The following is a 14392-nucleotide window of genomic DNA, read 5'->3' as shown; positions in this document are numbered from 1 at the left end:
CGAAGCCGCGAGTGGGACATGGAATGCGACGTCCTGGTGGTGGGCAGCGGCGCCGGCGGCATGACCGCCGCACTGCGCGCCCGCGACCTCGGGCTGGAGGTCCTGCTGGTGGAGAAGAGCGACCGCTACGGCGGCACCACGGCGGTATCCGGCGGTGGTATCTGGATTCCCTGCAACCACCGGATCGCCGCCCTGGGCGGGCAGGATTCGGCGCAGGAAGCCATCCGCTACATCCGCACCGTCAGCCACGACCTGGTGGATGACGGCCGCGTCGAGGCCTATGTCGAGCACGGCCGGCGCATGGTCGAATACCTGGAGGGCAACAGCCGGGTGCGCTTCGAGGCACAGGCGGAGTACGCCGACTACTACCCGGAAGTGCCCGGCGGCAAGCCCGGCTACCGCTCCATGGACCCGCTGCCCTTCGATGCCCGAGAACTGGGCGAGGAGTTCGCGCGGATGCGCGAGCCGTCCCCCGGCACCCTGATGATGGGCCGCGTCGCCATGACCATGAAGGAAGCCCGCGTGCTGCTCTGCCGTGGCCCCGGCTGGGTCGGCCTGACGATGCGCATCCTCTGGCGCTACTGGCGCGACCTGCCCGCGCGACTGAGCTCGCCGCGCGATCGCTTCCTCACCCTGGGCAACGCACTGATTGCCGCGCTGCGCCGTTCGCTGCTGGATCGCCAGGTGCCGCTATGGCTGAACACCGCGCTGCAGGAGCTGATCGAGGAAGACGGCCGGGTCATTGGCGCGGTGCTGCAGCGCGAAGGTCGGGTTCTTCGGCTTCATGCGAGACACGGCGTGGTCATCGCCGCCGGCGGCTTCGAGCGCAACCAGGCGATGCGCAGCCAGTACCATCCGCAGCCTTCGAATACCCAATGGACTGCCACGCCGCCGTACAACACCGGCGACGGCATCCGCGCCGGCCAGCAGCTCGGTGCGGCCACCGCACTGATGGAGCACAGCTGGTGGGCGCCCAGCTCGCAGGTCGCCGGTGAGGAAAAGGCCCGCGTGCTGTTCGTCGAACGCAACCTGCCCGGCTGCGTGATGGTGGACTCTGCCGGGCAGCGCTTCGTCAACGAAGGCGCGCCCTACACCGACATCGTCTACGCCATGTATGCCCACGACAGCGAGCAGGCGCGCAGCGTGCCGTGCTGGATGATCTTCGACGCCGAGTTCCGCCGCAAATACCCCTGTGGCGCGCTGCTGCCGGGCTACGCGCAACCGGACAGCCGGGTGCCGAAGCATCTGCAGGGCTACTACCACAAGGCCGACAGCATCCAGGCGCTGGCCGGCGAGATTGGCGTCGATGCCGCCGGGCTTGCGCGCACACTGGAGCGTTTCAACCGCTACGCCGCGCTCGGCCAGGACCCGGACTTCCACAAGGGTGAGTCCCTGTTCGACCGTTACTACGGCGACCCGCACGTGCAGCCCAACCCATGCCTGGCGCCGTTGCTGAAGGCGCCGTTCTACGCGGTGAAGATCGACGCCGGCGACATCGGCACCAAGGGCGGCCTGCTCACCGACGTGCATGCCCGCGTACTGCGCGAGGACGGCAGCGCCATCGACGGCCTCTACGCCATCGGCAACTCCGCCGCCTCGATGATGGGCGCCACCTATCCCGGCGCCGGCTCCACCATCGGCCCGGCGATGACCTTCGGCTTCCTCGCCGCCGAACACATCCAGCAGCAGGCCGGGCAGACCCGCGCCCAACCGGAGGTATCGCGCAATGCCTGAGTCCACTTCCCGCATCGCCCTCGTCACCGGCGCCAGCCGTGGTGTCGGCAAGGGCATCGCCGAGGCGCTGGGCGCTGCCGGCATGACTGTCTACGTTACCGGGCGCTCGGTCGAATCGGGCAACGCACGCCTGCGCGGCCAGGTGATGCACGGCAGCATCCACGAGACGGCGGCGGCCATCGACGCCGCTGGCGGAAAGGGCATCGCCGTGCAGTGTGACCACGCCGATGACGAGCAGGTGCGCGGGTTGTTCCGGCGCATCGACGCCGAGCATGGCCGCCTCGACCTGCTGGTGAACAACGTCGCCTTCATCCACGAACAACTGATCGATCCCGGCCCGTTCTGGGAGAAGCCGCTGGAGCTGGTGGACATCCTCGACATCGGCCTGCGCTCGGCCTACGTCGCCAGCTACCACGCCGCACCCCTGCTGCTGCGCGCACCGAAGGCCCTGGTGGCGTTCACCTCATCCTTCGGCGCCGGCTGCTATATGCACGGCCCGGCCTATGGCGCGCAGAAGGCCGGCGTGGACAAGCTCGCGGCAGACATGGCCATCGACTTCGAAGGCACCGGCGTGGCAGCGCTGTCCCTCTGGCTCGGCCCGCAGCTGACCGAGCGCACCGCCATTGCCGGCCAGGCCCGCGCCGAGCAGTACGAAGCCTTCCTCGCCCTGGCCGAGACGCCGCAGTTCAACGGGCGGATCATCCAGGCGCTGCTCGCCGACCCGGAGCTGCCACAACTCTCCGGGCAGACCCTGGTCAGCGCCGAGCTGGCGTTGCGCTACGGCATCCAGGAAGCCGACGGCCGTCAGCCACCGTCCTGGCGCGAGCAACTCGGCGCGCCACGGGTGCAGCATCCGGCGCGGGTGATCTGAACCGAGTGGTTGCGCGGCGGTAGAAAACGCCGCGGGTGTTGTGCACCCCACGCCGGGATCCGGCGTGGGGCGTTTGCGTTCCTGGGCTGCATGCTTTTCGGTACAGGGGTTCGCGAGCAAGCTCGCTCCTACAGTGGCCACCTGTATCAGGCGTGGCTCTTTGTAGGAGCGAGCTTGCTCGCGAACAGAACCCACTCGATGCCAATGCGTAGGGCGTACAACGCCTGGTGTTGCACGCCGTCTGCCTGCTACCGGCTCCGGCGATGATGGGCCATATGGGCTCTGCGCGCCAAAACAAAACGGACCCCGAAGGGCCCGTCCTGATGCTTCAGCGTCCGCCTCAGGCGATCTGCAGCTTGTCGCGGAAGTAGGGGATGACCTTCTCGCCGATGTTCTTCAGCGTCTCGATCTGCGCCCACTGCGGCACGGTGCCCATCTGGCAGATGAACAGGATCTCGTCGGCGCCGGCGTCGATCAGGCGCTGCACGTAGCCGATGCAGTCGTTCACCGTGCCGTAGGCGTGGTTGGGGTTCATCATCGCCATGGTCGGGTCGGAGAAGTCCACGGTCACTTCCTCGGAGGCGAAGCGCGAGCGGATCACCGCCTGGCCGTTGCCATCGACGAAGGTGTCGTCCTGCCACTTGGCCGGGTCCGGGCGCTCGCCGCCGGCGTACCAGTAGGCGAGCGATTCCATGAAGTAGCGCTGGCCACGGACGCCGATGGCGCGGGCCTTCTCGTTGTCGTCGAGGACAATGGCCGGGCACAGCGCGGCGATGTGGCGGTTCGGGCGGAAGCCGACCTGGTTGGCCTCGTCACGGTTGTCCCAGGCCTCGTGGTAGACCGCGACCTTCTTGGCGATCTCCTCCGGGCCGCCGAAGCCCAATACCAGCGCGCCCATGCCGCGGCCGCCGGCGTTCTTCAGCGACTCGGTGTTGGTGCAGGCCAGGTACATCGGCGGGTGCGGGTCCTGGTAGGGCTTGGGATGGATCGGCCGCCGGGGAATCTTCACGTACACGCCGTCGTGCTCGATCTCGTCCTGCACGAACATCTTCGGGATCAGGTACATGGCTTCGTCGATCTGCGGCTGCAGGGTCGCCAGGTCGTAGCCGAAGGTGCCGGCTTCCTGCTGGGTGCCGCCCTTGCCGACGCCGAAGTGCACGCGGCCGCCGGACAGCAGGTCGAGGGTGGCGATGCGCTCGGCGACCTTCACCGGGTGGTTCATCGCCGGTGGCAAGCAGACCACGCCGTGGCCGATGCCGATGCGCTGGGTCTTGCCGGCGACGAAGGCGAGCATGGTTTCCGGCGCGGACATGTGCGAGTAGTTGGTCAGCGCGGTGTGCTCAACGCACCAGAAGGTATCGAAGCCGAGCTGGTCGGCCAGCACGGCCTGTTCGACGGTTTCCTCGAAGATGCGGCGGTCGCCTTCGCGGGTGCTGTCCAGCGTCTGCGCTTCGTAGATCAGAGAGAATTTCATGGGATGCGTCCCTTGTCAGGTTTGGCGGGCCGACGGGCTCTGCCTCGTGGCCATGTTCGATGTTCGCCGGCGCCGCGGAATCGCCCGAACGGACTACGCCGAAGCGCCGGGGTGGCGGGGGAGCCGGGACGCAGGATGGGTGGAGCGAAGCGATACCCAGGCTGCTGGAACTCACCAGACCTGACCGCATGGGTATCGCAGGCTCCACCCGTCCTACGGGTGCTCCTGGGCCGGGCTCAGAGGAAGAAGTCCGTGGAGTCCTGGCCCATGCTCACGCCGCCGAGGTTCCAGGCATACTTGGCCGGGCTGTTGGCGACGTGGGCGCGGCCGGTGTGGATGTCGCGGAAGGCGCGGTTGATCGGGTGCTCGCGGAAGATGGTGGCGGCGCCGCTGTTGAACATCAGCATGCTCGCCGCGCGGGCGCATTTGTCCGCGACCAGGGCGGAGTCGTAACGCATCTTCACCCGCTCGGGCATGCTCAGCGGCTCGCCGTCGCGGGCGCGCTGCATCATCACGTCGAAGTTGCGCAGCAGCACGGTGCGGCACTCGTCGGCCACCACCATGGCATCGGCCAGCGCCTGCTGTGCGCCGGCGTCCTGGCCCATCCTGCGGCCGTCGTTGACGCCCACGCGGGCGCGGTTGTGCTCGATGAACAGGTTCACCGCGCCCTGCAGCGCGCCGATGGCCGCCGAGGACACCGCGCGGACGAATATCTGCCCGAACGGCAGGCGGAACAGCGGTGCGCTGTTCACCGCATTGCCCGGGCTGTTCTGCATGAAGCCGTCGAGGGCGCGGTGCGTGCGGTACTCGGGGACGAAGGCGTCTTCCACCAGCACATCGTGGGAGCCGGTCGCCTCCAGGCCCATCACGTTCCAGTTGTCGAGCACCTGGTAGTCACTGCGCGGCACCAGGAAGGTGCGGTAGTCCGGCGCGCCGCCCGGCTCGCTCGGCGGCACCAGCGCACCGAGGAATGCCCACTCGCAATGCTTGCTGCCGCTGGAGAATCCCCAGCGCCCGGAGAGGCGGAAGCCGCCCTCCACCGGCGTGACCTTGCCCACCGGCATGTAGGACGAGGAGATCAGTACGCTGGAATCCTTGCCCCACACATCCTGCGCGGCGCGGTCGTCGAACAGCGCCAGCTGCCAGTTGTGGATGGCTACCACGCCGAGCACCCAGGCGGAGGACATGCAGCCCTCGGCGAGGGTCATCTGCACCTCGAAGAAGTCTTTCGGCTCCAGCTCATAGCCTTCCCAGCGCGCCGGCTGGAGGATGCGGAAGAACCCGGCTTCATGGAAGTCGCGAAGGGTTGCCTCCGGCAGTTGTCCTTCACGGGCGGCGTCGGCGGCGCGTTCGCGCAGCACCGGAACCAGCTCGCGGGCGCGCTGGCGCAGGCGCTGACGGATCAGGTCGTGGTCGAGCATCTTGTTGTTCTCCTGTGGTCGCCCGGTGGGGCGGTGCTCGGTCTCCCGCGTCGGATCGCAGGGGCCTTCGCGGGCATTTGAACAACGCGGGAATTCGCCCACATCCCACAAACGGACCATATCGGCGCGCCACTCGGGCGCGGCACCGACTAGTCCCCTCGGACGATGTTGCGCAGCGGGCACCACCACAGAATCCATCGCACTACACCTCAGTCCAACAAGAACCAGCGAGGCCCCGTGCGATGAACCAGGACACTCTGAAAGCCGACATGCTCCAGGCCATGCGCCGGCTCGCCAAGTCGGTGACCATCATCACCACCAGCGATGGCCGCGAGCGCTACGCCATGTCGGCCACGGCGGTGGATTCGCTGTCCACCGAGCCGCCGTCGCTGCTGATCTGCGTGAACCAGACCGCCTCGCTGCACCGCGTGCTGGAGGCCGGCGCGGACTTCTGCGTGAACATCCTCGGCCAGGAGCAGGAACACCTGTCGCACCTGTGCAGTGGCCCGGTGAAAGGCGAGGGGCGCTTCGCCAGCGGCGACTGGCGCACCTCCGAGTGCGGCGTGCCGTACCTGGCGGACGCGCAGTCCAGCGTGGTCTGCGAGCAGGACGGGCGCTTCACCTACGGCACCCACACGGTGTTCATCGGACGCATCCGCGAGGTTCGCAATACCCCGCGCATCACCCCGCTGATCTACGTGAACGGCACCTACACCACCGCCGTCGCCGTGCAGGCGCCGAGCGTGGCGGCGGGCTGATCGCCATGGCCGGCACACTGCCGATCGCCCCGCTGCGCCTGGAAGCAGGCGAGCGCCTGGCCTGGCACGCCGAGACCGACCTGCTGGTGGTCGGCTTCGGCGGCGCCGGCGCCTGTGCAGCCCTGGAGGCGCGCGAACGCGGCCTTGAAGTGCTGGCCCTGGACCGTTTCGCCGGCGGCGGCGCCACCGCGCGCAGTGGCGGGGTGGTCTATGCCGGTGGCGGCACGCCCTACCAGCGTCAGGCCGGATACGCCGACGACGCCGAGGCGATGTTCCGCTATCTGCAGGGCGAGGTGGCGGACGCCGTACAGAGTGCGACGCTGCGGGACTTCTGCGAGCGCAGTGTCGACCAGCTCGCCTGGCTGGAGCGCCAGGGCGCACGCTTCGAAGCCAGCGTGCCACCGCAGAAGACGTCCTATCCCAGCGACCGCTTCTACCTCTATTACTCGGGCAATGAAGCCGTGCCGGCCTACGCCAGCCTGGCGCAACCGGCGCCGCGCGGGCACCGCACCAAGGGCCGCGGCATGTCCGGCGCGGCGCTGTTCGCGGCCTTGCGTGCTGCGGCGCGGGAGAAAGGTGTGCAGCTCTACCGCCAGTGCGAAGTACGTCGGCTGGTGCAGGACGCCAGCGGTGCAGTGGTCGGCGTCGAGGCCTGGCGCCTGCCGCCGGGCAGCTTCGCCGCGCGCCGACATGCCTGGCTGAGCCGCCTCGCAACCGGCCTGCACCCCTATGCACCGCCGCTGGCCGAGCGATTGATCGCTGCCCTGCGTCGCATCGAGGCGCGTCATGCGCGGCCGCTGCTGATCCGCGCGCGCAAGGGCGTGCTGCTCAGTGCCGGCGGATTCATCTTCAACCGCGAGATGCTCGCCGAGCATGCGCCGCAGTACCTGGCCGGTCTGCCGCTGGGGACGCCGGGCTGCGATGGCAGCGGCATCCGCCTCGGGCTCGGCGCCGGTGCCGCGACGCAACGCCTGGACAAGGTCAGCGCCTGGCGCTTCATCAATCCGCCGCTGGCCTGGGCCCGTGGCGTGATCGTCAATGCACGGGGCGAGCGCTACTGCAACGAAGAGGTCTATGGCGCCACCCTCGGCCACGCTATGGTGGAAGAGCAGGGCGGCCGCGCCATCCTGATCCTCGACCGCGCGCTGCTCAGGGAGTCGCTGCGCCAGGTCGGGCCGGGCAAGGTCTGGTCGTTCCAGCGCCTGCCGGTGCTGCTCAACCTGCTGTTCAACCGCCGCCGGGGCGACACACCCGAAGCGCTGGCCCGCGCCATCGGCGTGCCGGCGCAGAACCTGCAGCACACGCTGGAGGAGTACAGCCGCGCCGCGCGGGGTGAACACACCGACGCCTTCGGCAAGTCTGCGGCGATGCTTGCCGATCTGGACGACGGCCCCTGGTACGCCCTGGACCTGTCCTTCGACAGCACGCTCTTCCCCTGTCCAGCCATCACCCTCGGCGGGCTGCGCGTCTGCGAGCGCAGCGGTCGCGTGCTGGACCCTGCCGGCGCAGCGATTCCGGGGCTGTACAGCGCCGGCCGCAACGCGGTGGGTGTTGCTTCCAACCTCTACGTATCCGGCCTGTCCATCGCCGACTGCGTGTATTCCGGCCGCCGCGCCGCCGTCCACGCGGCGTCCCGCGCGGCAGCCGTCATCCCCGAAACCGCCTGAAGGAAAACAAGCATGAATCGAGTACAAGGCAAGGTCTGCATCGTCACCGGCGCCGCCAGCGGCATCGGCCGCGAGGACGCGCTGCTGCTGGCCGGCGAGGGCGCCCGCGTGGTCCTCACCGACCTCAACGAGGAGGCCGGCCGCGCGCTGGCCGAGCAGATCGGCGGCGACGCGCTGTTCATCCGCCACGACATCGCCAGCGAGAGCGACTGGCAGACTGTGGTGAAGACCACCCTGGAGCGTTTCGGCCGCCTCGACGTGCTGGTCAACAACGCCGCCATCCTCGCCTTGGGCAGCATCGAGGACACCAGCCTGGAGCTGTGGCGCAAGGTGCAGACCATCAACGGCGAAGGCTATTTCCTCGGTTGCAAGTACGCCATTGCGGCCATGAAGGAGAGCGGTGGCGGTTCCATCGTCAACATGTCCTCGGTGGCGGCGCTGGGCGGCATGCCGGCGTTCTGCGCCTACTCGGCATCCAAGGGCGCGGTGGCGGCGATGACCCGTTCCATCGCCCTGCACTGCAAGCAGCAGGGTTATCGCATCCGCTGCAACAGCGTGCACCCGGACGGCGTCAACACGCCGATGACCCAGGCCCTGGCCGGCGGCCAGCCGATTCCGCAGGAGGCGCTGGACGCCGACCCGATGAACCGCATGTGTGCGCCGCAGGATATCGCCAACGTGGTGCTGTTCCTCGCCTCGGACGAGTCGCGCTTCATCAATGGCGCCGAGATCCGCGTGGACAACGCCCAGCTGATCAGCGGTATCTGAAATGGGTAGCGCGCAGCCCCTGGCGCCCCAGGCATCGAGCGCCGCCGGCAGCTTCCAGTTGGAGGTGGCCGAGGTCATCGAGGAAACCGCCGATGCGCGTTCGCTGGTGCTGCGCGTGCCGGCGCAACTGGCCGAGCGCTTCGCCTACCAGGCCGGGCAGTTCCTCGGCTTCCGCGTCAGCGTGGCGGGCAAGCGCCTGCTGCGCTGCTACTCCATGTCCAGCGCGCCGGGGCTCGACTCGGCGCTGCGGGTCACGATCAAGCGCGTCGAAGGCGGGCGTGTATCGAACTGGATGAACGACAGCGTTCGCCCCGGCGATTGCCTGGAGGTACTGCCGCCTGCGGGACACTTCCACCTGGGCGCGGAGCAGCGTGACCTGCTGCTGTTCGGTGGCGGCTCGGGCATCACGCCGGTGTTTTCCATCCTGCGCGAGGCACTGGCCAGCCGCGATTGCCGCATCCGCCTGGTGTACGCCAACCGTGATGCCGATTCGGTGATCTTCCGCGAGGCGTTGCGCAGCCTGCTGCGCGAGCATGGCGAGCGCCTGCAGGTGATCCATGTGCTGGACAGCGTGCAGGGCTTTCTCGCCGCCAGCGATGTACGTCATCTGCTGCGTGGCTGGGAGGATGCCGAGTGCTTTATCTGCGGTCCCGGCCCGTTCATGGATACCGTGGAGAACGGCCTGCTGGCGGCGGGTGTGCCGTCGGCGCGGGTTCACGTCGAACGCTTCGTCTCGCCGCCCGATCCGGACGAGCTGGAAGCCGCCGACGAGCAGGCCCGGCTCGCTACCACGGGCCTGCAGGTGGAGCGGCTGACCGTCAGCCTCGACGGCGCCGAGCACGAGATTGCCTGCGCCGCCGGCGAAACCCTGCTGGAAAGCTGCCGCCGTGCCGGGCTGGCGCCACCGGCGTCCTGCGAGGAAGGATTCTGTGGCGCCTGCATGTGCCGAGTGGAGCAGGGCGAGGTGCTGCTGCCGCGCAACGATGTGCTCAGCGCCGCCGAGCTGGCCGAAGGCTGGACCCTGGCTTGCCAGGGCCGGGCAGGCAGCCGCGAGGTGCGCGTGCGCTTTCCGGATTGAGGCCGGATAGAAGGCCGAACCGAAAGATTGCTCTCGAGTGAGGGGCGGTGCCTGCCCCCTTTTTCGCCCGGCTCTGCCGGGCTTTTTTTCTTCCTGCAGGAGCGAGCTGGCTCGCGAACGCACTCTGCTGCCTGTCCCGGTGTGCGCGCGGTTCGCGAGCAAGCTCGCTCCTACAAAAACGGTACTGGCTGAATCTTGTATGCGCGCCAGTGTCCTTCGCCGTGCAGGTGCCAGCGGATGACCCGTTCCAGCCTGTGCGGTCTGCTCGCTCCTAGGAAAAACGGGGCTTGCGCAGCGGCTAGTCCCAATGGACGATTTGCCGCCGCCGCCGGCTCGCTAGTCTGCGGCGCAGAGCAAACCGACAACAACAAGCAGAGGTGTGCGAATGAATCGACTGCAAGGCAAGATCGCCGTGATCACGGGTGCGGCATCGGGTATCGGGCTGGCCTGCGCCCGTTGTTTCGCCGAGGAGGGCGCCCAGGTCGTCGGCCTGGACGTGGGCCAGGCGCCGGCGGACTTCCCCGGCCTGTTCATGGCGCTGGACGTGCGCGATGAGAACAACGTGCAGCAGGTGATGGGTGAAGTCGTCTCGCGCCATGGTCGCCTCGACGTGCTGGTCAACGCCGCGGGCGTCGCCAGCCAGGGCAGCGTTACCGCGTCGCCCACCAGCGAGTGGCAGCGCGTGCTGGACATCAACCTCACCGGCACCATGTACACCAGCAAGCACGCGGTGGCACAGATGGTCGAGCAGCGCAGCGGCTCGATCATCAACATCGGCTCGATCTTCGGTCTGCAGGGCTGCGACGGCAACACTGCCTACAACGTGGCCAAGGGCGGCATCAACCAGCTGACCCGCTCCATGGCCATCGACTACGGCCACGCCAACGTGCGGGTCAACGGCCTCTGCCCGGGGCTGATCGAAACCCCGATGACGCAAATGGTCCGCGAGCAGGAAGCCTTCCACGCCTTCTTCGCCTCGCAGCACATGCTGTGCCGCGCCGGGCAGCCGGAGGAGGTGGCCAAGGTGGCGCTGTTCCTGGCTTCCGACGACGCGTCCTTCGTCAGCGGGCAGATGATTGCCGTCGACGGCGGCTTCTCCGCGGGCCGCCGTTTCGCGCCGCCCCAGGCCTGAGTCCGGCTATGCCAGCGGGCCGGCCGGGTGCCGGCCCACTCTCGATTCCCGTTCGTCCTGAGCTGCCCGCCATGAACTGCCCGCCGTCCGCCCTGACCATTCCCCAGCTGCTTGCCGCCACGGCGTGCACCTATGCTGGCCTGCCAGCCATCGAGGACGGCGACGTCCGCCTGAGCTACCGCCAGCTCGACGACGCACGCCGCCGCGCCGCGCGGGCGCTTCTGGCACTGGGTGTCGGCCATGGCGAACGGGTGGCGGTGTGGGCGCCGAATGTCTGGGAGTGGATAGTCGCGGCGACTGCGCTGCAAAGCGTCGGCGCCGTGCTGGTGCCGCTGAATACCCGGATGAAGGGCGCCGAAGCAGCCCTGGTGCTGCGCGAAAGCGGCGCCAGCCTGTTGTTCGTGATGAGCGAGTTCCTCGGCATCGACTTCCCGGCGTTGCTCGACGACGAGGAGCTACCGGCGCTGCGCCAGCGCGTGATCCTGCGTGGCTCTCGGGAGCGCGCGCTGGATTGGCCAGCCTTCCTGGTGCTGGCCGATGACGTCGACGACAGCGCCCTGGAGCAGCGGCAGGCAGAGATTCGCGCCGACGACCTGTGCGACCTGCTGTTCACCTCCGGTACCACCGGCAAGCCCAAGGGCGTGATGACCGCCCACGGGCAGAACCTGCAACTGGTGCGCGACTGGAGCGAAATGGTCGGCCTGCGCGAAGGTGACCGCTACCTCATCGTCAATCCGTTCTTCCACAGCTTCGGCTACAAGGCTGGCTGGCTGGCTGGCTGGCGGCACTGATGCGCGGGTGCTGCATCCTGCCGCAAGCGGTGTTCGATGTTCCCCTGCTGCTGGAGCGCGTGGCCGCCAAACGGGTAACGGTGTTGCCCGGCCCGCCGACGCTGTACCAATCGCTGCTGGCCCATCCGCGCCGTGGCGAGTTCGACCTGTCCTCGCTGCGGGTGGCGGTCACCGGGGCTGCTTCGGTGCCGGTGGAGATGGTCCGGCGCATGCGCAGCGAGCTGGGCTTCGAGACCATCGTCACGGCCTACGGCCTCACCGAAACCTGCGGTTTCGTCACCATCTGCCGCCCCGGCGACGACGCCGAGACCATCGCTACCACCAGCGGCCGGGCCTTCCCCAACGTCGAGGTGCGCTGCGTCGACAGCCAGGGCTGCAGCGTGGCCAGCGGCGAGCCGGGCGAAGTGGTGGTGCGTGGCTACAACCTGATGCGCGGCTACTTCAACAATCCCGAAGCGACCGCCGAGGCAATCGACCGCGACGGCTGGCTGCACACCGGCGATGTCGGCGTGCTCGATGAGCGCGGCTACCTGCGCATCACCGATCGGCTCAAGGACATGTTCATCAACGGCGGCTTCAACGTGTACCCGGCGGAGGTCGAGCAGACCATCCTCGGCTACCCCGGCGTGGCCCAGGCCGCGGTGATCGGCATCCCCGACGAGCGCCTGGGGGAGGTGGCCATGGCGTTCCTGTTGCCGGCCTCCGGCCAGGCGATCGACCTGGAAGCCTTCCTCGCCTGGTGCCGCGAGCGCATGGCCAACTACAAGGCGCCGCGCCGGGCCATGCTGCTCGATGCACTGCCGCTCAATGCCGCCGGCAAGGTGACCAAGGCAGCGTTGCGGGAGCTGGCCGCGAGCTCCTGAATGCAAAAGCCCCGCTTGGGCGGGGCTTTCCTGGAATCATACGGACGCTAGTTGTTCAGGAACGGATCGTGTGCGAGGTAGGTGCAGTAGTCGACCAGTACCTTGCGCGCATCCTGCCGCTCATGGATCACCAGGTGGACCACCACGGCGTCGTTCAACACCTGATAGAACACTCGATAGCCGTCCTGCGTAACGTACTCGTGGAATTCTGTCAGGCCGGTGTGCTCGGCTACTTCACGGGAGATCGGATAGCCCAGCGGTGCGTTCGATAGCGCTTGCACCAGCTCATCCAGGAGCGCATCGATGTGCTGCGCGGCCTTTTCTTTCCCAGCCCTCGCAGCCAGGAAGTCTTCCCGGTCCATGATCAGGCTGTCGGCGATCGGCGTGGTGAGGACAGGTCGGCGCTGACTCATGGGATTCCCTTACTGCTCGCTGGAGCGCCTCTTGGCCAGCCGGCTGCGCAAGTCGTCTACGGTGTTGGATTTTCCCTCGGCGTGCTGTCGCGAACTGATGGCGAGCAGCTTGACCAGCGCGAGCGCCTTCTCCCGTCTGACGGACTCCTCGTAGGACTCCACCACCAGCTTGGGCAGGCCATTCTGGGTGACGACCATGGGCTCCGACAGGTCCAGATCCGCGGCGTGTTTCTTCAGGAAACTGATGGTCTCGATTCGCATGGGGTGTACCTCGATTGCGTACGCATTCTGAAGCGTAGTGGTCCAAATTTAGACTGTATATGGATTCATGGTCAATTCCGGTCGACCATTGACCGTGTTCACCGGCAGGTGGCACAACTCGCCGACCTCCATTCAAACCTGCTTCCCGCGGCCCTTTTGCGCTAGTCCCATTGGACGATGTTGGCCACCGCCCGCGCTGTTTGAATCCTCATCACCAGCCGATCCGCACGACGCATCGGCGATGACGATGAGGAGAACACCATGGATATCCGCGGACTGGGCTACGTGACCGTGCTGGCCAGCGATCTGGAGCGCTGGCGCAGCTACGCCAGCGACGTGCTGGGCATGATGGTGGACGCCGCCGCTCCCGAGGGCGCGCTGTACCTGAAGATGGACGAGCGCCATTACCGCCTGCTGGTGCTGCGTGACGAGCGCGACGGCTACGGCGCCAGCGGCTGGGAAGTGGCTGGCAAGGCCGCCTTCGAGCAGGCCATCGCCGAGCTGGCCGAGGTGGATGTCGAGGTGGCCCGTGGCAGCGCTGCCGACTGCGCGCTGCGCAAGGTCCAGGAGCTGGCGCTGTTCCGCGATCCGGACGGCAATCGCCATGAGCTGTTCTGGGGGCCGTGCCAGGACTTCCGCCCGTTCGTCTCGCCGGCGGGCGTCAGCGGTTTCGTCACCGGCGCCATGGGCATGGGCCACGTGGTACTGCCGGCGCCGGCCTTCGAGCGCTGCCGCGACTTCTACGAGCAGGTGATGGGCTTCGGCCTCTCCGACCTGATGAAGGTGCGCTTCACCCCTGACCCGCAGGAGCCGGAGAAGCGCATCCACTTCCTCCACTGCAACAACGCCCGCCACCACTCCCTGGCGATCTTCGAGTGCCCGATCCCCAGCGGCTGCGTGCACCTGATGCTGGAAACCGCCGCCCTCGACGACGTCGGCCGCGCGCTGGATCGCATGCACGCCAGCGGCGTGAAGCTCTCGGCGACCCTGGGCAAGCACACCAACGACCAGATGGTGTCGTTCTACATGCAGAGCCCCGGCGGCTTCGACATCGAGTACGGCCATGGCGGGCTGGAAGTGGACTGGGCGGCGCACACGCCGTTCGAAAGCACCGTGGTCAGCCATTGGGGCCACGACTTCAGCGTCGGCCGCCAGTAAGGA

At 68.0% G+C, this 14392-nt stretch carries 12 protein-coding genes and 1 pseudogene; 9 read left to right on the top strand and 4 right to left on the bottom strand.

Annotated features, from left to right (window positions below; genetic code table 11):
* The first annotated feature begins 18 nt into the window (after positions 1-18).
* Positions 19-1734, top strand: a complete 1716-nt coding sequence (locus RS899_RS13560) for an FAD-dependent oxidoreductase (RefSeq protein ID WP_315810210.1) — start codon at positions 19-21, stop codon at positions 1732-1734.
* On the top strand, positions 1727-2605 hold the full coding sequence (locus RS899_RS13555; RefSeq protein WP_315810209.1) for an SDR family NAD(P)-dependent oxidoreductase: 879 nt from the start codon (positions 1727-1729) through the stop codon (positions 2603-2605). Before RS899_RS13560 ends, RS899_RS13555 begins: the two co-directional genes overlap by 8 nt.
* Positions 2606-2945: 340 nt before the next feature.
* Here the strand turns inward: RS899_RS13555 and RS899_RS13550 are convergent, their stop codons facing one another.
* Positions 2946-4079 (bottom strand): LLM class flavin-dependent oxidoreductase, encoded by a 1134-nt coding sequence (locus tag RS899_RS13550; RefSeq protein ID WP_054907172.1) that lies wholly within the window; start codon positions 4077-4079, stop codon positions 2946-2948.
* Positions 4080-4315: 236 nt separating this feature from the next.
* A complete protein-coding gene (locus tag RS899_RS13545) occupies positions 4316-5500 on the bottom strand; it encodes an acyl-CoA dehydrogenase family protein (protein WP_315810208.1) in 1185 nt (394 codons plus the stop codon).
* A gap of 242 nt (positions 5501-5742) precedes the next feature.
* On the opposite strand from RS899_RS13545, the gene RS899_RS13540 reads away from it, so the two are divergent.
* From RS899_RS13540 to RS899_RS13515, 6 genes and pseudogenes are all read left to right on the top strand, one after another.
* A complete protein-coding gene (locus RS899_RS13540) occupies positions 5743-6258 on the top strand; it encodes a flavin reductase family protein (RefSeq protein ID WP_315810207.1) in 516 nt (171 codons plus the stop codon).
* Positions 6259-6263: 5 nt separating this feature from the next.
* The gene (locus RS899_RS13535; protein ID WP_315810206.1) at positions 6264-7925 is read left to right on the top strand and encodes an FAD-binding protein; all 1662 of its coding nucleotides are present in this window, start codon (positions 6264-6266) and stop codon (positions 7923-7925) included.
* Between the two features lie 12 nt (positions 7926-7937).
* Complete coding sequence (locus RS899_RS13530) at positions 7938-8693, top strand: glucose 1-dehydrogenase (protein WP_054907168.1); 756 nt, start codon at positions 7938-7940, stop codon at positions 8691-8693.
* A 1-nt stretch (position 8694) separates the two neighbouring features.
* Positions 8695-9771 carry a ferredoxin--NADP reductase gene (locus RS899_RS13525; RefSeq protein WP_315810205.1) on the top strand — a complete coding sequence of 359 codons (1077 nt, stop codon included), beginning with the start codon at positions 8695-8697 and terminating at the stop codon, positions 9769-9771.
* A 385-nt stretch (positions 9772-10156) separates the two neighbouring features.
* A complete protein-coding gene (locus tag RS899_RS13520) occupies positions 10157-10903 on the top strand; it encodes an SDR family NAD(P)-dependent oxidoreductase (RefSeq protein ID WP_054907166.1) in 747 nt (248 codons plus the stop codon).
* A gap of 71 nt (positions 10904-10974) precedes the next feature.
* Positions 10975-12557: pseudogene (locus RS899_RS13515) on the top strand (FadD3 family acyl-CoA ligase).
* 47 nt (positions 12558-12604) lie between these two features.
* On the opposite strand, the gene RS899_RS13510 reads toward RS899_RS13515, so the two are convergent.
* Both RS899_RS13510 and RS899_RS13505 read right to left on the bottom strand, forming a co-directional pair.
* Positions 12605-12970 (bottom strand): type II toxin-antitoxin system RelE/ParE family toxin, encoded by a 366-nt coding sequence (locus RS899_RS13510; protein ID WP_315810204.1) that lies wholly within the window; start codon positions 12968-12970, stop codon positions 12605-12607.
* A 9-nt stretch (positions 12971-12979) separates the two neighbouring features.
* Complete coding sequence (locus RS899_RS13505; protein ID WP_205335201.1) at positions 12980-13231, bottom strand: type II toxin-antitoxin system Phd/YefM family antitoxin; 252 nt, start codon at positions 13229-13231, stop codon at positions 12980-12982.
* 261 nt (positions 13232-13492) lie between these two features.
* Between RS899_RS13505 and RS899_RS13500 the strand changes: the two genes are divergently transcribed.
* Entirely contained in the window at positions 13493-14389 is an 897-nt protein-coding gene (locus RS899_RS13500; RefSeq protein ID WP_315810203.1) for a VOC family protein, read from the top strand.
* Positions 14390-14392 lie beyond the last annotated feature (3 nt).

Origin of the sequence: Pseudomonas sp. C9-3 (assembly GCF_032392015.1) — a bacterium.
In the GTDB taxonomy this organism is placed as follows: domain Bacteria; phylum Pseudomonadota; class Gammaproteobacteria; order Pseudomonadales; family Pseudomonadaceae; genus Pseudomonas; species Pseudomonas nitroreducens.
This window is presented reverse-complemented; position numbering and strand designations above follow the sequence as displayed.